Source organism: Legionella saoudiensis, from assembly GCF_001465875.1.
GTDB classification, from domain to species: domain Bacteria; phylum Pseudomonadota; class Gammaproteobacteria; order Legionellales; family Legionellaceae; genus Legionella; species Legionella saoudiensis.
Map to the genome: position 1 here is coordinate 259,338 of NZ_LN901322.1, position 19,252 is coordinate 278,589.

Here is a 19,252-nt window from a genome sequence, read left to right on the forward strand (position 1 = left end):
ATAATTTATTATTTAGTTTTAAAAAAAAAATTCAGCAGTAACGGCAGGAATAGAAACGGCCATACATATAAGAAATAACTGACAAATTTTTCTCGCATGGATTCAAAAATGTCTTTTCTTGCTGCATTTGGAACGTAGTAGGCGTGGGATAATTCTAATACGAGCTTTTTATCCTTTTTATCTCTCAAATTTACTTTAATGGCGTTATCTCCCCACGTTTCTGAATAGGTAAATTGATAGGGATGTGTGTTATTGGGTTTCATTTCATTAATATTCACCACATCAAAATCACTTATTGGTTTTGGGCTTTCATCTGAAAACCTGAGCTCATAAAGGAGCTGTTTGCGTTTTACTTGAATATCCGGTTTTTCGTTAGGGTTATACGATTTTTCAATTTTTGATTCAATTACCTTTTCTTTGAGTGGAACCAATTGAAGAGTGAATGCGCTCATGTATCTTTTTTCAGCTAACGCAATTAATCTGTTTTTTATCTGTTGATTTCTGCGCTCTAGTGTTAATCGCTTATCCTGAGGCAAGCCACCTTGAGTCAATAATTGATTATTGCGCTCGTATTCACTATACAGCTCGCCATCAGGTGACTCAAAATCCGGCTTATTGTAAGAGAACGGATGTCCCTTCTGCGAAAATAAAATAGAGCCTGCAGCTAACCCAGTTAAAAATTTAGAATGTTTTACCGTGGGCGATATTCGCTGCGGTTTCGTCTTCCCATGGGTATGAGCTACTCTAAATGATTTAGAAGGCCCTGAATGAGCAGGAAAGGATAAAGAAGCCCCCATGAATAGGGTGAGGGCAAAAAGCCTATTTATAGCAATTAAATAGTTATAACTTCTTAAATAACTCATGTGCGATTCCTTTAGGTAATTTTTTATCAAACCATTTCCAGAGTTCGAATTTATTCGTTCCTTTTTCAAAATGAAGGAAATCTTCTTAAATTTCATCATCATCGTTTATTGGTACATCCACTAATTGGTGCCATAAATTTAAATAATCCATTGTGTTCCCTCCTAATAGCGAGTAGGCTAGAAAAAATCTAGCCTACTTAATTGAATTCCTCTTCTTCGGTATAGTGCAACCCATCAATAAAGGCTTGAGCTACAGAAACGGCCTCTGATTCAGTTTTTAAACCACAAAATCCTTGGACGGTATGGCCATCACAATCATCGATGCGAATATCCGCTATATAGCGTTCATCGGATTCTTGATAACTAATTTCTATTTGAGGTTCGGCCGGGATCCTGACGAAAAGGACCATTTCCTGTGTAATTTTGTGCCATTTACTATCTAAATTAAATTTCTCTGCTTTCTAAGATATAGGTGCTATTAATTATTTGGCCTAATTTTTCTTCTGTTTGATTTACAATCGTAAATTCATTCTCTTTCCAAAAATTTAAAGCGTTCACATTTTGTTCTTGCACAATACATCTTAATCTGGTTTTTTGGAGAGAATGCCTAAGGTCTTTAATTAAGCGAGAACCAATACTTTGATTACGATAATTTGGATGAATTAACAAATAGCCAATTGTCCAGATGTCTTTTTCCGGATAATCACGAATTATATCCAAAATACCGATTAAAATATTGTGGTCATAAATACCTAAGACAAACTTATCTTCGCTTATATTCTTTGATGGTGGGCAAGCAGAGAGAATTCCTGCAGCAGAACCTTTTTCTCCTTCACACAATTCGAAAAAATCATCAAATAACTGAATAAAGTTTTGTATCTCATGCAGATTATCCGCAGATAATAATCTAATATCCCATTTTTTTAATTTCGATAAAAATGGAGGGTTTTTCAACTTAATTCTCCACTTTGATTTTCATTTATTATTCTTCTTACAGATGTACGACCAATTCCGAGTCTTCTGCTGATTTCTGATTGGCTTATCCCTTTACTGAACATAGACATTATTTCATCACTCCGTTTTTTTGCAGTTGCTGGACGCCCATGAGATGTACCTTTACTTCTGGCATGAGCAATCCCTGCTTTAACACGCTCCCTTAAAATTTCTCTTTCAAATTCAGCAAAAATTGCTAACAAGCCAGCCATTGCTCGCCCTGTTGCTGTAGTTAAATCGAGTGCTTCAGTTAATGAGATGAAACCAACACCAAGATTATTCAATTCATTCAAAGTATGAAAAAGATCATTAACGGAACGACCCCATCGATCCAATTTCCAAACAATAATTACATCAATTTGTCGACGCTTTGCTTGGTTTATAAGTTCTACTCGTTTTGGCCTCTCTTTAGCTCCTGATCCAATTTCTGTAATTTCACTTTCAATATCCCACTGACGTGCCTGCGCATATTTTTTCATTGCTTCAATTTGCAGATCTAACGTCTGTTGGTCATGTGTTGAAACTCTGGCATAAATTCCTGCTTTCATACCTGGCCAAAAACCTCCTGAAATTTGTCTGTCGAAAACCCTTTAAATATAAGGATCCAAAGTCTTGATTTTTACATGGCCATAAACTACTGTTTTCGGCCGCTGTAAAGATAACCAAAATTTAAAATGACTGCAATACATGAAACCGCCTATCCAAGATTAAAACCAAATCCTACACCGACAGAGCTTGAGAAAAACTTCAAGCCGACGTTCGATGAAATAATGCTGATGGAAAATAGCACCCGCTCAGCATCAGTAATTAATAAGTTAGGTTTTATGGTCATATTGAAATGTTATCAATGTCTAGGTTATGCAATTAATCTGAAAGATGTTCCTGAAGCAATCATCGGTTATGTTTCCAACGCCTTAGGAGGTTCTGATAATCCGGTTCTTACAGGTTATGCACCAAGCTCCAAAAAAAGACATCGAAAAATTATTCTGCAGTTTCTTAACATATCAGATGATGAGCATAAGCAACGGGATTGTATGAAACAAAGTGCATTAAAATCTGCTGTTTTTAAAGAAGGGTTGGTGGATATTATAAATGATATGATTGAAACGCTCGTGAAGGAACGATTTGAGTTGCCTGGTTTTACTACATTAGAACGAATGGCACGAGCCGCCAGAGCTCTTACCAGTACTAAATTATATGAGCGAATCACCGCCAAGCTTGGTGATGAGTCAAAAATATTTCTCGATACATTATTTGATATAGCACTTGCGCCAGATAATGCCGCAACTCGATGGGCTTATTTAAAACAGGAAATGAAAGCGCCTACTACTCAGAATGTTAAAACCTTCATTGAGAATTTAACTCAATTAAAAGATTGGCGCTCTAAAGCCCCAGCTTCTATTAATGAAATTCCTGCTCACCGATTAGAGCAATTGATTGAAGAAGCAACGGCGTTAGATAGCTCAGACATGAAGGACTTAAGACAAGATAAACGTTATGCTTTAGCGATTACCATGCTTCATTTTAAACTAGCAAATGGTCTGGACAGCATCGTAAGCGTTTTGATTCGCTGGATGCGCAAAATGAGACATGAAGCCAGTCAGGAATTAGATGCTTACACATTAACCAAGAAAAATGAAACAGACCGATTAGTTGAAATTCTTTATAACGTGTTATTAGCATCAATGGTCACCGGAACTCACGCAGAAAGATTAGATGCAATTGAAAAAAACTTCCCAGAAGACAAAGAAGGAACTATTACTCAATGTGAGCAATATTTAGCGCATTCAGGAAATAATTATTTGCCTTTTATGGTAAAGCTCTATCAAAATAAGCGGTATGTACTTTTCCAGTTATTGGAACAATTAACATTGTGCTCTGCATCTCAAGATAAATCACTTGAGCAAGCAGCATCCTTTATTATCAAGCATCGTCAGAGCAAGCAAAAAATGATTCCCATAGTTGCCAATGATTTTGATCAGTTAAGTTGGCTCAGTGATAAATGGTTTAATTTTGTTACGAATAATAAACGACATGATGAAATCATGGTGGTCAATAAAAAACACTTTGAAATGGCTGTATTTAATGCATTGGCAGACGAGATCCATTGTGCGGACATGTTTTTGGAAGGTGCTAATCATTATGACGACCCAAATAAACAGCTAATGACATGGGAAGAGTTTTATGCTGGGGTTGATGAGTATTGTGCTTTAATTCAGCAACCAAGTAAGCCTTCTGAGTTTATTAAAAGTTTGCAAGACCGGCATTTTGAAGCAGCGATTCAGACAGATAGTGGTTTCCTGGCAAATGAGTACCTAAGTATTGAAAATGGGGAGCCGATTTTAAAACGTGCAGTGACCAAAAAAGAGGATAAAGCCATTACTGCTTTTGTTGATGAGGTTTCAACACGATTACCCCTCTTAAACATTGTTGATGTCTATAGGGATATTGAAGAATGGTTATCCATCAGCAAATTCTTTAAACCACTTTCAGGCTATGATTCCAAAATCAAAGACTATGGCATGCGTTTTGTTGCCACTACTTTTTCTTATGGCTGTAATGTTGGTCCCGTTCAAACAGAACGTTGTTTACAACAATATAGTCGTAAACAAATTGCATGGGTATTTAATCATCATGTGACTGATTACCGGCTAAGTAAAGCAACAGAGAAGTTGATTAATATTTATAATCAATTCGAATTGCCAAAGTCATGGGGAACTGGCGATAGCAGCTCTGTTGATGGCACATATTGGAATATGTATACCAATAATTTACTGGCAGAACACCATATTCGCTATGGACAGTATGGTGGCATTGGTTATTACCATGTTTCTGACCAATACATTGCCCTATTTAGCAATTTTATCCCTTGCGGTGTCTATGAGGCGACTTATATTTTTGATGGCGTTATTGATAACGAATCTGATATTCAGCCCAAAACAATCCATGGAGACACAGGCGCTCAAAGTGAGGTAGTGTTTGCGTTTGCTTATTTGCTTGCAATTAAATTGATGCCAAGAATTCGCAATTTTAAACATCTAAAATATTACAGACCTGTTACTGCATCAGGTGACTTATTTAAACATATTGATAGCTTATTTACTAATGATAAAATCGATTGGGTGTTGATTGAGGCGCATTACTACGATATGTTGCGGGTAGTGATGTCCATTCAAAATGGTAAAATTAAAGCCTCAACCATTTTGCGCAAACTGTGTATGCAAAGCCGTAAGAATAAGATCTTTCAGGCATTTCGTGAATTAGGACGAGTAATTCGAACAATATTCTTGCTCAATTACATCAATGATATTGAATTACGACGAATTATTCATGCTGCCACATGTAAAAGTGAAGAGTTTAATAACTTCATTGATTGGGTTGCATTCGGGCATGATGGAGCTATTGAAAATAATCTACAGGGGATCCAAAAGAAGATTATTAATTTTGGTCGTTTGGCAGCTAATGCTGTTATTCTGCATGTTGTAGCTAATATGACTAACGTGATTAATGATATGAAAACTGAAGGTTATGAAATTAGCCCTGAAATGCTCAATAGTTTATCGCCATATCACACAGGCCATCTTAATCGATTTGGCTTATTCCCTTTGACGGGAGATAGAGAAAAATTGAGAGTTGAATTTAAGCTGAATTAAAAATAAACAGGAAACGGTCCTTTTCGTCAGGATCCCGGCCGAACCTCTAGATCAGGACTACCTGGTAAAGCCCAATTCGCGAAAAACGAAGCAATATATACTATACCTATACTAATGCTTGATGAGCATTGTGACTTTGTTTTCAAGGAAAAACGATGATTGCTCCAGAAATCCCAGAAAATGAAGCGATGCGTTTAGCAACTTTATATAAATTACAAATACTTGATACAGAGCGAGAGGAACGTTTCGACCGATTGACTCGAATTGCTTGCAAGCTTTTTGATGTTCCTATCGCTGTGATTTCATTTTTAGAAGCTGAACGTCAGTGGATGAAATCGACTCAAGGATTTGACATTAAAGAAGCGGCGAGAAAAACTTCGTTTTGTGGTCATGTTATTCTTTCAGATGAAATCATGGTAGTGGAGGATGCAACGAAAGACATACGATTTTACGATAATCCCTTTGTTCTGGGAGAACCGAATTTCCGATTTTATTTAGGTTGCCCGTTAAAAGTAAAAGACTATAACGTAGGCGTAATTTGTTTAATTGATGATAAACCTCGGTCAATTAGGGAAGTCGATCAAAATGTGGTGCATGATCTTGCCGATATGGTGGAAATGGAATTGGAATCATTACATTTGGCAATTACGGATGAATTAACGGGTTTGTCTAACCGACGTGGTTTTTTAAAACTTGCAGGCTATTTATTTCAAAAATACCAACGCGAAAATAAGATGTTCACTTTATTATTTTTTGATTTAGATAAGTTTAAACAGATTAATGATCAATACGGGCATGCAGAAGGAGATAATGTTTTAAAGGTTTTTGCAAATTGTCTTCTCAAAAATTTTCAATGTCACGATGTAATCGCACGTTTGGGCGGTGATGAGTTTTGTGTATTGTGCTCCGGCTACGATCAAAATGATGTATCCGAAATTATTCAACGACTACGCCATTCATTAAAAGCAATTAAGACAAAAGGTTATACTATTGAATTTAGTATTGGCAACATTCAGTATAATAAAGAAAAGCATACAACATTAGAAAACATGCTTACACTTGCTGATTCTAAAATGTATGATGATAAAAAAAGTAAGTAAGCCACGCATAAAGGCTAATCTACTTTTTTTCCTGTAGGTTTCGCACTGATTTTTGCCGGATTAAGGTTATTACTGATACGGGAGACTGTTCTGTCAACTCGCCGTTGAAGCATAATTTCAACCATGACTGTTTCATTCGGGTGAAGAATTTTGTTAATGTCTGCCAGCGAAGAATGAAAATCTAGCACCCGATAATAGGCAAGGGCCTGAGTGCTTTCTGTCGGATGTGCTTTAATACGAAACCCTAAATTACCTTGCATCACAGGCGTATTAATTCCGGCTTCCATGATGTCATAGTCCAGAAAATAAGTGAGTTTTCCTCGATCTCGCTGGTTTTGCTGGCGGTCAGCGAAAAAACCGGTAGGAAGATCATATTCGCTATATTTGGGGCCTGCGGTTAGATAAAGATCATAATCATCCAGATGATTCCCGCGATCATCAATCAGTCGAAATACAATCATAGAATAACGATTAGTAATGTATTCGCGTTTATAAAGAAGCGTCTTTACCTGTTCTATACGCTCATTACTTTGGGTCTTTTCAGTAAGCTTCTCCAGCTCTTTTGCTAATAACGCGTAGTCTTTAGCATTTTTTACCTGAAGACAGCGTAAAACCCATAGGGCGGTAGGGTGTGTGCCAGCATTATCCATCCTAATGCTGCGAATAATTCCCATTTTTTTACCCGAATGTGAACACCCGGGCAGAACCCCCATTGCCATCGGCTTGGATCGTCTTAAATTAGCAACAATCAGATTTTCTCCATTAGTGCCCTCTTGATGCAACTTCAAGAGGCTGTAATTCATATTTGCAGCGGTTACACGAACAACACCATCCGAGCCAGCCTCTCCCGTGTAGGAGTTAACCGCATCATAAAGCTGGCGGTCAATTTTCTGCCCTGTAAGAACAAAGGGATAGATGCCATTAGCCGGACAATCATAATCAAGCCAGCTTTCATTAAGTTTCCAGCTCATATTGCTTCCGAGCTCTAGCCAGTCAAGTACATGCTGCCCTGGTTCAATGCCTTCAAAAAAACTTTTTATCCGACCAAGTCTGGATTTACCAAGTTGCGCCAGTGCAGAACCGTGATTGGCAGGAGCCAACATAATCAAATGGCTCAAGGGGCATTGTGCAAGATTATTCTTAAAATATAAATCCATCCACTTACGAACAACAGGGCCGCCAGTAGAATGTGTAATACCAGCAAAACGCTCCCCGTCTCCCAGCTTATTAGCAATTTCATCACGCACCGCCTGATCGAAGGCTCGTGCTATATCATCAACTGTGACTGTATCGTCAAAACTGATATAACGCCCAAGATAGATGTTACCAACCTGAATATTCAGAACACCATTTTTGCTTTGATATTCAAGCCATTGGGGTAGTTCCCCGTAAGTATTGGTATTTGTGACACTCCAGCCATGGACGAAAATAACAATCATAATATTCCTTAATTTAGTGACACGACAAGGGATTGTTGAGCAAGGCGATAATATTAGATTATTTTACAATAATATAGGTGTATTTAAAAAATTGCCCAGTCCTACGTTTTACACGGCGAAACATAGACTTCCATGGATTTATTAAGCTAAAATTCCCCCTCCTGCTAGCTCATGTGAGCCTCTCCCATTAGGAACATTTATGCAAAGCATGTAGTATAATTTTTTGCCTAGATGGTATCTTCGATCAATTAGTTTTATGGAGCAAAATGAATTCTATGCCAACAGGAACAATAAAGCGTTTTATTGCCGCGGGAGCATTACTTGCTATGCTTGCCACTATTTTGGGAGCTTTCGCGACTCATGGTTTACAAGGAAAATTTAGTGCAGAACAAATGAAAATTTTCCAAACTGGGATTTATTACCAATTTGTACATAGTTTGTCGTTAATTATGGTGGGTGTGCTGCTATTTCATACTAATTTACGGCTTATCCGCTGGTCAGGGTATCTATTTTTTGCAGGTATTTTGTTCTTTTCAGGGAGTTTATATTTACTTTGTGTCGTAAAGGTTAAACCGTTGGGAGTAATTACTCCCATAGGTGGTATGTGCTTTATTATGGGTTGGTTATCGCTGGCTAGGGGAATATATAAGAATTCCTAATTTCAGCTCCATACCCCTAGTTGCTTCGTTACTACGTTTAGATAATGGATTAAGTCAAATTTATTTAAACTTGATATCGTCATTGCGAACGAAGTGAAGCATTCCAGAATTCCATGTTCTTCGCAGGAATCGGAATGCTTATTTGTTTATTGATTAGGACAACCTGCTTGATGGTATAAAACTAAAGCATCATAAATGCCAGGATAATCTGTAAAGGCAGTCTTATTGGCTTTAATATCATCGAATACCGAATTAGTCCGATTACAATCCCCCATATCAGTGATATTGGAATGGTCCCCATTCGCTTTTTTATAGGAAATGAAATTAGCGCCACAATGCAAATGAGGCCGCTTCGATGCCGCATTCCCTAAGAAATCTTGGTTATTACAAAACGTCCTTTTAAAGTTAACTCTACCCAAATCAACCGTACCTGCAAATGAAGTCGCCGAAAGAGAGGTGAATAAGCATACAGCCGCGATTGCTATTTTTTTCATCATAAAACCTTAAAAAAATACTTGAGGGTGAAATATAACACGATTTGGCAGATATTCAATAAAATATATGGTTAACAATTTAAATACTTTGGTAACTGCCATAGAGCACACCGTTTCAATTAAAGGTGGAATGTATAATTTGTTGATGCTGGGGTTAGTAATCAGGTACATGTTCCCGGAGTTCATTGAGGTGCTTTAATTCTAAGTCTACCAATATATCTCCTGTTTCGCATGGGCCTTACTATGTTATTTATGACACTCCATTTTTCAATGCCTAAAAATAGGCTCTCTGAATCATATATAGCCATTAAGTTGGATGTCAACGGCAAAAAAATTGTATCTTCTTCTTCAACTGAATTATCTGAATCAGATGATGAGAATGATTCTTTGGACTGGTTGCTAATGCCTTGAGAAATAATAAAAATAGTCTCTCTAGTGACTAAAATTCTAATCCAGGCGACAATATTAAAAAAAGAATAAGGGACTTACTATATGCCTGAAAAACCTAATCGCCTATTTATTCCTCATGCAAGGCTAAATGAATATCAATTAGCAGGTTGGAACCCTAGCTGTGTTGCAGAATCAGGATTAGGATGCCAATTAATGGCAGATGTTATGATCCCTATGCCTGATGGTATTAAACTTTCTGCTGATGTATATCTACCTGCCAAAGCAGGAAAATACCCTGTGATTCTTCAGTTTTCTGCCTATAATCGCGATCTCCATACTACAGGATTACCTACTGGAAATAATGAAATTGGCTCTCCTCCTGTAATTACTGATAGAGGTTACGTGCAGGTGGTTGTTACTGCGCGATCGATAGGGCGCTCGGAAGGAAGCTTCCAGCCTTGGCAAAATGAGCAAGAAACGGATGATCATTATCATTGTATCGACTGGGCATCCAAACAATCTTGGTCAAATGGTGATGTATGTTTATTTGGCACCTCCTATTATGGCATGAATCAAGCCAGTGTCGCGGTGCGTAATCCCCCAGCATTAAAGGCTTTTTTTGCTAATGAGATCTGCACTGATTTTTATCGCCATGTTTTCCATTATGGAGGAATCTCTAATGTGGATTTCATGAGCTTATGGGTAGGTGCTAATTTTAATCCATCAACAGTCCATCGGTACGTTGCGCCCTGGAAGCGAGCTTTGCTAAGTTACATCATCAACCGTCCGTGGCTATGGAAACGATTAAAGCCTTATTTACCACGTATTGTAAAAAAATTAAAAAATAAAGAAGCAACACCCGAAGCGCTACGCTGGTACCTTCATGTATTATTTGATAGCAATCGTCGGGAAGATACTCAAATTGCTTCTGGTCCTTTCAAGCATTTACATAAAATCAATGTACCCTTTGTCGTCGTACAAAACTTAGGAGATATCTCCCTGCATCAATATGGATGTTATGACCTATTTGAACATGCGAGTACTGCTCCGGACAAAAAATGGTTAATTATTGCGCCTGCAGAATATGAATTACCCGTATATTCCTGGCAATTAGAAGCACTGGCATTTTTTGATCATATACTAAAGGGAGTTAATAACGGTTATTCTCAACTAGCTAGAGTACGATATTGGGTAGAAGGCAAAAATAGCTTTGATTCTGCACCAGACTTCCCAGTACCGGATACAACTACTCGCAAATATTATCTTAAAGGAAAACCTAGCGACTTAGATACGCATATTTTGCAGAATGAGATTCCAGAAACAGGGCAAAATTCCTGGCTTTCTATTCCTCATGGGGTGGAAATTCTACCTAACATTGACATACTTGAAACGCAAAAATTAGCCTATGAATTATTAATTGAAAAAACCACTACCTTAGTCGGACCTATAACCGTGCAACTTCAATTTAGTTGTAATGAGATAGATTCTTATTTAATCACCCGGTTAGGACGACTTGATGAGGAGGGGAGGTATCATCTATTGTCTATGGGACATCTTCGTCCCGCTACGAGGACGGTAGACTCTGAAAATGGCACCAAATGCGAGATCGCAATTAATACCTCAGAGGTAACACCGCTCAAACATAACGAACCTGTAATTTTGTATTTTAGTATGACTCCTACCGCTTCATTATTAAAAAAGGGCGATCGCTTACTATTCGAGATTTCCAGCAGGACGGATCAGTTTAAAACGGGGTTGAAAGACGGATTTATAATCCCCTCTATGGCTGTACCACCTTATTTTTGCCGTAATAAAATCCATTATGGAGAACAAAGTTATATTAAATTACCTTTTAAAATATGATTTTTTGGTGATGCACATTTATCAGGATTTTAACTCAGGAACTTATGATAATAAATAAGAGAGAACAAGTGCACACCTTAATACCCCCTGCAGCCACTGCTGCAGGGAATGCTCTTAATGTTAGATTCCAAATCTGGCCACGCTACCGCTAAATCCAACTCCAAAAGAAATTACCAAAACATCGCCATGCTCTTTTTTCTCATTGATTAAATTATCTAGCATAAACCCAATAGAGCATGAAGATAAATTACCATAGTTTTTAAGGATAAAATAAGACAGGGCAATCTTCGCTTGTTGCTCCTCTAAATGCAGATTTTTACTCACTGCGCTAATGATTTTTTTACTGCCCGTATGCACTAAATAATGAGAAATATCTTCCTTTGACAGCCGACTATCATCGATTACCTGATTTAATAATAACTTGCTGTACGTAGCACCACGTTGTGGAACCTGTTTTCCTAATGTGTATTTAGGGTAGTTTTTATAACAGGGCATCTTACTGCCACCTTCATTCATACATAAAATTTCTTTATCGTCAGCATCAATATTGGTCAAATGATAGAAGTCAAAAGTTGCTGCGGCATTATTACCCAGCAGGATAGAAACCGCACCATCTCCAAATAGATAAGAATTAATTAGATTATTTAAATGGTTGGTGGCATCTTGTTGTTGATATTCTGGTAATTCTCTAATTTCAGGAAATGTGCGAATCATTTCTTTGCTTGTAATAGACGGAAACATCGCTGTATGTGTTTCCGAAACACATATCATTACCTGTTTATGTGGGCATGCTTGCAGGTAATAAGAAGCCATTTCAAAGGCTTTAATTAATGCGCTGCAACCTTGGTTTTGCATATTAATTACATTAATATCACGAGGCATCATATCCTCATCAAGCATTGAAATAATTTCATAGGCCATACAGGGTAATGGTCTTTCTGCCGTATTTGTTACTGCTATGAAAAGACCAATATTATAATCATGAGGCGATTTCTCCAGGCATTTTTTGATTGAACTTGCACCTAATTCATTTACTCCAGCCAAGAGCTTTCTTTGCTCCTCATGAACCAGATAACTAGGCAAATTATCTACCACTGAATATCGAGTTTCGATATCCATTGCTTGTAGCATTTCCAGGGCTTTCATACTTATTTTGGATTCTATTTTATTGAGAATGTCTTTACTATTAACTTTTTGCTCAGGTATTTCCGAAGCAATGCTCAAAATTTCTATAGAACTCATAAGTTCTTTCCTCCGTACACAAAAGCGGGTTGTGTTTCTGGAGATTTAGGATGCGTCCGATGCGCCAAACAGCCAGGACAATAAGGAATGATGAACAACCCAAATTATAATGTGAATAATCATTAACATTTTTGTATATGATTATGAATTTAATTTAGTACAGAATTTTAAAAATGCTGCTAGTGCGAACACTTTTTACAGTTTCAATACAATTAATCTTTAAGAGTATTTTGAGCTACCCCTTTAAGGGTGGCTCAAGAGACGGGCAGAATCCAAAGGGGGATCGCGGCTTTGCTTACAACAAAGTTCCGTTAAATAAATCCTATCCCGGTAGGATCTAAGCATAAAAATAATGGATAAACATATTAATCCTACTATAATAGGATTATAAAATTAATTTAATTTTAAAACTGCAATAAGACTAGCATCGTAGGATTATATGGCCAAGAAAGTTAAAAGCATCGAAAATCCAAATTTTGATCAACCATTAACAGCGGAGTTAATTGGGAAGCTAATTAAAGCTCGACGTAAACAAAGTGCGCTCCGGTTAGAGGACGCTGCTGCATTATGTGGTGTGGCGAAGGATACCTTAATGAAAATAGAGCATGGAAAAGCTACGTGTCAATTAGGAAGTGTCCTACAAATTTGTGCCGGTTTAGGAATAAAAATTTATGCGAAGCCTTGGGAAAAAGTAAATGAGGATGAGAATGAGTGGAGATAATCCGGCATTAGATGTTTATTTGGGTACACAATTTATAGCACAAATTAAAGTTATTAATGAACAATTATATTGGACATATTCACCAAATTGGCTCGAGACAGGGTATGCAGTTTCCCCTCACTTGCCTTTAATAGACGAAATTCCTTCATTAAATGTATTGCGTTTTTTGAAAAATCTGTTACCCGAAGGAAAGGCTCTAGAGGAGTTAGTGGCAAATTACCATTTAAGCAAAAACAATGTGGTTGCCCTTGTTCGGGAGTTAGGTTTAGATACGCCTGGCTCTTTAATAATTTTGAGTTCTAATCAATCTCTACCTAAAAATAAAATATTTAGGTTTCTTAGTGATGAGGAATTAGAGCGGAGGTTAACTAATCGCGACACTTATGGCTTAATAATGTGGGATGGAAAACCACGTCTGTCCGTGGCAGGTGTACAAGATAAAATTAATATTGTGCTAAATGAAAAAGAGGAGTTAGGATTTGGAGATGGAATTTTATGTTCAACCCATATTCTTAAATTCGAAACACATAAGTATTCTAATTTAGTATTGAATGAATATTTCAGTATGTTATTAGCAAAAGACTGTGGTTTAACTGTTGCAGATGTCCAATTGAAGCGATTTGGTCCCCATCCCGCACTATTAGTAAAGCGTTTCGATAGAAAATTGGATTCTAAAGGAATGGTTAGAAGAAGTCATATTATTGATGGATGTCAGGCACTAAATTTACCTCCTGAGTATAAATATGAACAAAACTTTGGAAATGGTAGGGATGTTGCGCATATAAGGGATGGGGTAAGTTTGCCCAAATTATATTCTTTCGCCAATGAATGTATAAATCCAGCCAAAACTAAATTGCAAATCTTGGATTGGGTACTATTTAATATATTGATTTATAACTGTGATGCTCATGGAAAAAATATTAGTTTCTTTGTAGGTCCAAAAGGGATTTCACTAGCTCCATTTTATGATTTAGTAAACATAAAAATGTACCCTGAATTTCAGCATGAGTTGGCTATGGCATTAGGTGATGAATTTGATGAGAACGGTATAAATGCTTATCAACTGGCTGACTTTGCGGATACTTGTGGATTGAACAGAGCTTTAGTAGCTAGACGTTTAAAATATTTAATTGGGAAAATAAAAGACTCCTTATCCAAGCATATGAGTTTAGTGAAGACGAATGAAAAAGAGAAACATTTTCTCCATAAGTATGCCAAAATAATAATAGAAAGAAGTGAGCACTTAACAGAACAGATTAATTATATTGCCTCAATTGATTTATAACTCGAATGATAGGGCTCTTAGAGTGATATATAAGTCTAATTAATCGGGATAATTACCCTAATATCTGCGCCCAAATAAATACTTAATAAATAGAATAAAACTCTACTATATATCCGAAATAAGAAAATTTGCATGCTTCATGACAGTAATGAAATGGAATTCATTTCTCAAACCAAGTGAAAATTCATTTTTTTGTTTAGTATGTGCTCAAAATAGGCATCATGAACAAATTGTGCATCACAATATCAATACATTCCCTAAAGCATAAACCTCACCACCTATTGGTGGCGAGGCAAAAATATTACTGATTAGGGGTTACAATATTGAACCAAAAATCAAAATTATCTATTAAGCTTAACAATTGTTTCAGTGATTCCTGATTACCTTCAATTTTTAATTCATTGTTGACTTGTGTGCTGGCAACAGTTTTTTGCTTAAGAATAATCTGATTTAAAATCTCCCTGTTAATAGTAATTGTTGCATCTGCGTGATTCGACTGATACCCCTTGATATGATGTAAGCTGCCGTTATTAAGCTCTACAATATATTTTTCATTAATATCTGGGAAAACAAAATTTAATGTAAGCACAGTAGTGGCGGCTTTCACACCATCTAATTTGACACCAAGATAATCGAAAAATAAATCGGTGTTCATCGCACGAATAGTATCTGGGCTTGCTGTATCTGGAGTAGCTCCTTTTTGTACGCCATTACGTAATTCTTTAGCCCCACTAAGGTAAAAATTACGCCAGGGGCCTGATTCAGCTTGGTAACCCATTTGTTCTAAAGCATCTGCCTCCAGATTACGGGCTTCTTGATTATTCGGATCGGCAAAGACCACATGATTCATCACTTCAGCGACCCAGCGATAATTCCCTTGTTCGTAATCTTTTCTGGCTTGTTCCATGATTTTGGAGGCACCACCCATATACTCAATATATTTTTTGCTCGACTCCACAGGAACCAAAGGATGTAAAGTCGCAGGGTTGCCGCTAAACCACCCTAAATATTTAACATAAGTTGCCTTAGTATTGTGGTTCATGGTTCCATAATAGCCACGGTTTGACCAGTAATGATTTAGTGTATCTGGTAGGTTCACTTTTTCGGCTATTTCGTCCATAGTAAAGCCTTGGTTTGCATAGTGGAGGGTTTGGTCATTAATGAACCGATACATATCGCGCTGTAATTTTAAGTGCTTAATAATGGTGTCTTTATTCCAAACCGGCCAGTGATGAGGAGCAAATAATACTTGGGCATCATTCCCCCAAAGATAAAGAACCTCATTTAAATATTTAGACCAAGCCAATGGGTCTCTAATTTTCGCCCCTCTTAATGAATAAGTATTGTGTAATGTATGGGTGGCATCTTCAGCGGTGCATAAAGCATGATATTCTGGTATGTAAAAGAACATTTCAGACGGTGCTTCAGAATCTGGCGCCATATAAAAAACAAAGTCCAAACCAGCTAGATTTAAATGTTGCTGGTTCTCTTTTATAAGGTCGGTAGGTGTTATAAGAGACACTGTTCCTGAAGATGTTGTCATTCCTAAACCAGCACCAACTTGTCCCATTGGCGACATAGGCAGTAAATTACCATACATGTAACTGGCTCTTCGACTCATAGCATTACCAGCCATCACATTTTCAGCCACAGCTGCTTCGGTAAATCCAACAGGCGCTACGATTTTTACTTTCCCTGCTTTGACATCCTCTTCTGTAACGACTCCTTTAACTCCACCATAATGATCGACATGGCTGTGGGTATAAATGACTGCAACAATTGGTTTTTTAGGGCGATGTTTAAAGTATAAATCCAAGGAGGCTTTTGCTGTTTCAGTAGAAATTAATGGATCAACGATAACTATACCTTGCGGGCCTTCAATAAAGGTAATATTAGAAAGATCAGCAGTACGCACTTGGTATATATGTTCATTAACTTTAAATAATCCCCCCATGGATACTAGCTGGGATTGCCGCCATAGACTTGGGTTAACCGTATCAGGAGAAGGACTATCCTTTTTAATAAATGAAAAATTACTTAAATCCCACACAATAGTTCCATTGGTGTTTCTAATTACCCCATTATCTGGTAAAGGAGCAATAAGCCTTTAGACGCATTACTAAAAGACTCTTTGTCATTGAATGGTAACTCTTTTAATACAGCATTATTGGTATTTTTGGTTACTAAAGAGGCTTCTTTTGGAGATTCATTTGCGTATGAAGTACTTAAAAAAAATATTGGGGAGAGGGCTAAAATACTGAGATTTAGTTTTTTGGTTTTCATATCAGTCCTTTGATTATTAGCATGGGTTGATTAATTTTTAAATCACATACATTTTTTTATGTTTAATTCCATTACCTAAATTTATTGAGAAAAGCTTTTATCATCATAGTTATTTATCATAGCCCAAATGTGTTGAAATAATAATATAGACTTCAAGCCCCTAAAAATGGCGGAGCAGTACGAGATACTCCATAATACATCACACCGTCAAGCGGTATTACCACGTTTTTTATCTACTTAAACCATTCTTGCTCATTTACTCAGGATATGAAGCTTAAGAAGCTCCATGAATTTCATCTTTTGATAAATTGCCTAAAAACCTTCAAATGCAAATCGCTAAAATCTTATCAGCAGCTGATTTAAACAGTCTTTCTCGTGCATCTAAATATCATTGTGCTTTATTTAAACCTGTAAGCGATATTTATAAAACAAAAATATTATTAAATTGTGTGGTTCGTGGGAAGAGAATTGTTCGCTGTCATCATCAAAAATACCATCAGATTTTAAAGGGACATCGGGGACAATTCCTGATGAATCATTGTCATTCCTATGAGGTTTTGTTGCGTGTAAGCAAGTAAGACATTAATGAAAGGCATTACGTGGGATCCAAGCAACAATGTTGAAACACAGGCATATCCAATAAGTATATTGAGATCACAATTTGTGATTTCAAGTTGTTTAATAGGGCACTAGAGGAAAAATCTTCATAAAATCTCCCATTCTTGTGCTAGCCATTTAATGAACATAGCAGTCTGGTCCATAAAATGATTATCGAATTTTCTAGGGCTATAATAGTGTTAGAATTGACCTAATTAAATTAATGAGAATGCATAATGCCTAATCTGAATCGCTTTATAAAAGCCCAACGTGGTAATACTAGTATGCCTGCTTTTCAAAAAGCATATAAAGAAATTCAGAGCGGTGCAAAAACAAGCCATTGGATCTGGTATATATTTCCGCAATTGAAACAGCTTGGTTCAAGTCCAATGGCCAAAGAATATGGCATTGTTGATTTCAAAGAGGCCTGTGATTATCTGCAGAATGAGGAACTTTTTAATAACTACCATGAGATTACGCAACTTGTCCTAGAGCAACTAACAGATGGGATACCAGTGTCCCGGTTAATGGGATCGAGTATCGATGTTCATAAACTGTCTTCAAGTCTAACTTTATTCCGCGAAGCCGCTACTTTTCTGGTTAAGCAACAAGATAGTGATCAAAATTATGAAAGATTGGTTAATTGTTGTGAGCAGTTATTAACTATACTTGAGCCTTGTAAAAAAACACTAGCAGCGATTCATAAAAGATCGCCAGCAAATCTCAGGGGCAGCGCGACTATCGACAATTCCGCTGTTTTTAATAAAACAATAGTTTCTCCAATCGATGATTATTCTGCTTTGAGCCAGAGTCTTAGTGACTATATCGAAGCCAGAAATAAGGAATGGAGTTTTCATTATAATTTTTTAGGTATCATGTCTGTGGTTTACTGGCTAAATGATGCAATCTGGGGCACAAACTATTTTAATACTAAGAGCAGGGAAATTAAGGTAAGTGCTGCTACTCATTTAAAAAAAATGATTGATCATAAAGATTATGATTCAATCATCCTGAGCGAAGCTGAGGAAACTGCTCTCCGAAACGGTACCTTAGGTGATTTAATAAATAGCCATGGCGGCTTAGATACCATTATGCAATCCTTAAAGGCGAATAAGGATAACAACCACGTAACTACGATAACCACTAACTTTTAGCCAGGTTTGCTATCTCACCGTATTAAAATTTGCCTAAGAGTCATTCTGTGCTTCTGGTAAACAAATAGTGATTGAGCATAGAAATGCAGGGAGAAGGGGATGAGGCTCAATCATGTTCAGGTAAAAACCCACATTAAGTCTGATTATCGTGATAATCAGACTTAATGATATTTCCGTTCAGAACGTTCACAACGTTAATCTATCTCTGACCATTACGTTGGAACGTTAATAGCGAAGTTCAGAGATCCAATTAAATTCCCATAATTACACATGGCTCGTATTAGATAATCACTATTTGCCATCAAACCAATCACCGAATTTATTCATTATTTAAATAATGTAGATAAATCGCCATGTACGATTCGCAGTTAGGCATATCATCTAAAGCTGTTCTGGGAAGTTTTTGGATGAAAAACAAATTAATTGGATTTGAATTAAATTTAGCAAGTTTAGCTGCTTCTGTTGGTTGGTTAAGATGAACGAATATATGAGTAAATCGACATTAATCCCAATTAT

The 19,252-nt window shown here is 36.9% G+C and carries 16 protein-coding genes; 7 read left to right on the top strand and 9 right to left on the bottom strand.

The window, feature by feature from the left end:
- Positions 1-8: 8 nt before the first annotated feature.
- The 4 genes from BN3124_RS05540 to BN3124_RS05555 all read right to left on the bottom strand — a co-directional run bounded on the left by BN3124_RS05540 (position 9) and on the right by BN3124_RS05555 (position 2,404).
- Entirely contained in the window at positions 9-863 is an 855-nt protein-coding gene (locus BN3124_RS05540; protein WP_230849093.1) for a hypothetical protein, read from the bottom strand.
- A 197-nt stretch (positions 864-1,060) separates the two neighbouring features.
- Positions 1,061-1,273 carry a hypothetical protein gene (locus tag BN3124_RS05545; RefSeq protein WP_058533802.1) on the bottom strand — a complete coding sequence of 71 codons (213 nt, stop codon included), beginning with the start codon at positions 1,271-1,273 and terminating at the stop codon, positions 1,061-1,063.
- Positions 1,274-1,307: 34 nt separating this feature from the next.
- The gene (locus BN3124_RS05550) at positions 1,308-1,817 is read right to left on the bottom strand and encodes a GNAT family N-acetyltransferase (protein ID WP_058533727.1); all 510 of its coding nucleotides are present in this window, start codon (positions 1,815-1,817) and stop codon (positions 1,308-1,310) included.
- The gene (locus BN3124_RS05555) at positions 1,814-2,404 is read right to left on the bottom strand and encodes a recombinase family protein (protein ID WP_058533728.1); all 591 of its coding nucleotides are present in this window, start codon (positions 2,402-2,404) and stop codon (positions 1,814-1,816) included. The genes BN3124_RS05550 and BN3124_RS05555 overlap by 4 nt, the downstream gene beginning before the upstream one ends.
- A gap of 126 nt (positions 2,405-2,530) precedes the next feature.
- Between BN3124_RS05555 and BN3124_RS05560 the strand changes: the two genes are divergently transcribed.
- Together BN3124_RS05560 and BN3124_RS05565 are read left to right on the top strand one after the other, a co-directional pair.
- Positions 2,531-5,509 carry a Tn3 family transposase gene (locus BN3124_RS05560; protein WP_058533729.1) on the top strand — a complete coding sequence of 993 codons (2,979 nt, stop codon included), beginning with the start codon at positions 2,531-2,533 and terminating at the stop codon, positions 5,507-5,509.
- Positions 5,510-5,664: 155 nt separating this feature from the next.
- Complete coding sequence (locus BN3124_RS05565) at positions 5,665-6,609, top strand: sensor domain-containing diguanylate cyclase (protein WP_058533803.1); 945 nt, start codon at positions 5,665-5,667, stop codon at positions 6,607-6,609.
- Positions 6,610-6,623: 14 nt separating this feature from the next.
- On the opposite strand, the gene plaB is transcribed toward BN3124_RS05565, so the two are convergent.
- Positions 6,624-8,048, bottom strand: a complete 1,425-nt coding sequence (gene plaB / locus BN3124_RS05570) for a phospholipase PlaB (RefSeq protein ID WP_058533804.1) — start codon at positions 8,046-8,048, stop codon at positions 6,624-6,626.
- A 266-nt stretch (positions 8,049-8,314) separates the two neighbouring features.
- Here plaB and BN3124_RS05575 point away from each other — a divergent pair, with 266 nt between their 5' ends.
- Positions 8,315-8,707 carry a DUF423 domain-containing protein gene (locus BN3124_RS05575; RefSeq protein WP_058533805.1) on the top strand — a complete coding sequence of 131 codons (393 nt, stop codon included), beginning with the start codon at positions 8,315-8,317 and terminating at the stop codon, positions 8,705-8,707.
- Between the two features lie 146 nt (positions 8,708-8,853).
- On the opposite strand, the gene BN3124_RS05580 is transcribed toward BN3124_RS05575, so the two are convergent.
- Positions 8,854-9,204 carry a hypothetical protein gene (locus tag BN3124_RS05580; protein WP_230849094.1) on the bottom strand — a complete coding sequence of 117 codons (351 nt, stop codon included), beginning with the start codon at positions 9,202-9,204 and terminating at the stop codon, positions 8,854-8,856.
- Between the two features lie 489 nt (positions 9,205-9,693).
- Between BN3124_RS05580 and BN3124_RS05585 the strand changes: the two genes are divergently transcribed.
- Entirely contained in the window at positions 9,694-11,454 is a 1,761-nt protein-coding gene (locus BN3124_RS05585; RefSeq protein WP_058533807.1) for a CocE/NonD family hydrolase, read from the top strand.
- 120 nt (positions 11,455-11,574) lie between these two features.
- Here BN3124_RS05585 and BN3124_RS05590 read toward each other — a convergent pair whose 3' ends face one another.
- Positions 11,575-12,696 carry a 3-oxoacyl-[acyl-carrier-protein] synthase III C-terminal domain-containing protein gene (locus BN3124_RS05590; protein WP_058533808.1) on the bottom strand — a complete coding sequence of 374 codons (1,122 nt, stop codon included), beginning with the start codon at positions 12,694-12,696 and terminating at the stop codon, positions 11,575-11,577.
- 439 nt (positions 12,697-13,135) lie between these two features.
- Between BN3124_RS05590 and BN3124_RS05595 the strand changes: the two genes are divergently transcribed.
- Complete coding sequence (locus tag BN3124_RS05595; protein ID WP_058533809.1) at positions 13,136-13,417, top strand: helix-turn-helix domain-containing protein; 282 nt, start codon at positions 13,136-13,138, stop codon at positions 13,415-13,417.
- Positions 13,404-14,702, top strand: coding sequence for a HipA domain-containing protein (locus BN3124_RS05600; protein WP_196398897.1), 1,299 nt, complete (start codon positions 13,404-13,406; stop codon positions 14,700-14,702). Before BN3124_RS05595 ends, BN3124_RS05600 begins: the two co-directional genes overlap by 14 nt.
- Before the next feature lie 301 nt (positions 14,703-15,003).
- Here the strand turns inward: BN3124_RS05600 and BN3124_RS05605 are convergent, their stop codons facing one another.
- Both BN3124_RS05605 and BN3124_RS17330 read right to left on the bottom strand, forming a co-directional pair.
- Complete coding sequence (locus BN3124_RS05605; protein WP_230849095.1) at positions 15,004-16,752, bottom strand: alkyl/aryl-sulfatase; 1,749 nt, start codon at positions 16,750-16,752, stop codon at positions 15,004-15,006.
- Positions 16,753-16,775: 23 nt separating this feature from the next.
- Positions 16,776-16,985, bottom strand: coding sequence for a hypothetical protein (locus BN3124_RS17330; RefSeq protein WP_230849096.1), 210 nt, complete (start codon positions 16,983-16,985; stop codon positions 16,776-16,778).
- Between the two features lie 833 nt (positions 16,986-17,818).
- Here BN3124_RS17330 and BN3124_RS16785 point away from each other — a divergent pair.
- Positions 17,819-18,736, top strand: a complete 918-nt coding sequence (locus tag BN3124_RS16785) for a DUF1810 family protein (protein WP_078061490.1) — start codon at positions 17,819-17,821, stop codon at positions 18,734-18,736.
- Positions 18,737-19,252: the final 516 nt, after the last annotated feature.

Excerpts from the sequence above, each read along its gene's own strand:
- BN3124_RS05540 (WP_230849093.1), bottom strand. The coding sequence starts at position 863 with ATGAGTTATTTAAGAAGTTATAACTATTTAATTGCTATAAATAGGCTT.
- BN3124_RS05545 (WP_058533802.1), bottom strand. The coding sequence starts at position 1,273 with ATGGTCCTTTTCGTCAGGATCCCGGCCGAACCTCAAATAGAAATTAGT.
- BN3124_RS05555 (WP_058533728.1), bottom strand. The coding sequence starts at position 2,404 with ATGAAAGCAGGAATTTATGCCAGAGTTTCAACACATGACCAACAGACG.
- BN3124_RS05560 (WP_058533729.1), top strand. The coding sequence starts at position 2,531 with ATGACTGCAATACATGAAACCGCCTATCCAAGATTAAAACCAAATCCT.
- BN3124_RS05565 (WP_058533803.1), top strand. The coding sequence starts at position 5,665 with ATGATTGCTCCAGAAATCCCAGAAAATGAAGCGATGCGTTTAGCAACT.
- plaB (WP_058533804.1), bottom strand. The coding sequence starts at position 8,048 with ATGATTGTTATTTTCGTCCATGGCTGGAGTGTCACAAATACCAATACT.
- BN3124_RS05575 (WP_058533805.1), top strand. The coding sequence starts at position 8,315 with ATGAATTCTATGCCAACAGGAACAATAAAGCGTTTTATTGCCGCGGGA.
- BN3124_RS05580 (WP_230849094.1), bottom strand. The coding sequence starts at position 9,204 with ATGATGAAAAAAATAGCAATCGCGGCTGTATGCTTATTCACCTCTCTT.
- BN3124_RS05585 (WP_058533807.1), top strand. The coding sequence starts at position 9,694 with ATGCCTGAAAAACCTAATCGCCTATTTATTCCTCATGCAAGGCTAAAT.
- BN3124_RS05590 (WP_058533808.1), bottom strand. The coding sequence starts at position 12,696 with ATGAGTTCTATAGAAATTTTGAGCATTGCTTCGGAAATACCTGAGCAA.
- BN3124_RS05595 (WP_058533809.1), top strand. The coding sequence starts at position 13,136 with ATGGCCAAGAAAGTTAAAAGCATCGAAAATCCAAATTTTGATCAACCA.
- BN3124_RS05600 (WP_196398897.1), top strand. The coding sequence starts at position 13,404 with ATGAGTGGAGATAATCCGGCATTAGATGTTTATTTGGGTACACAATTT.
- BN3124_RS17330 (WP_230849096.1), bottom strand. The coding sequence starts at position 16,985 with ATGAAAACCAAAAAACTAAATCTCAGTATTTTAGCCCTCTCCCCAATA.
- BN3124_RS16785 (WP_078061490.1), top strand. The coding sequence starts at position 17,819 with ATGCCTAATCTGAATCGCTTTATAAAAGCCCAACGTGGTAATACTAGT.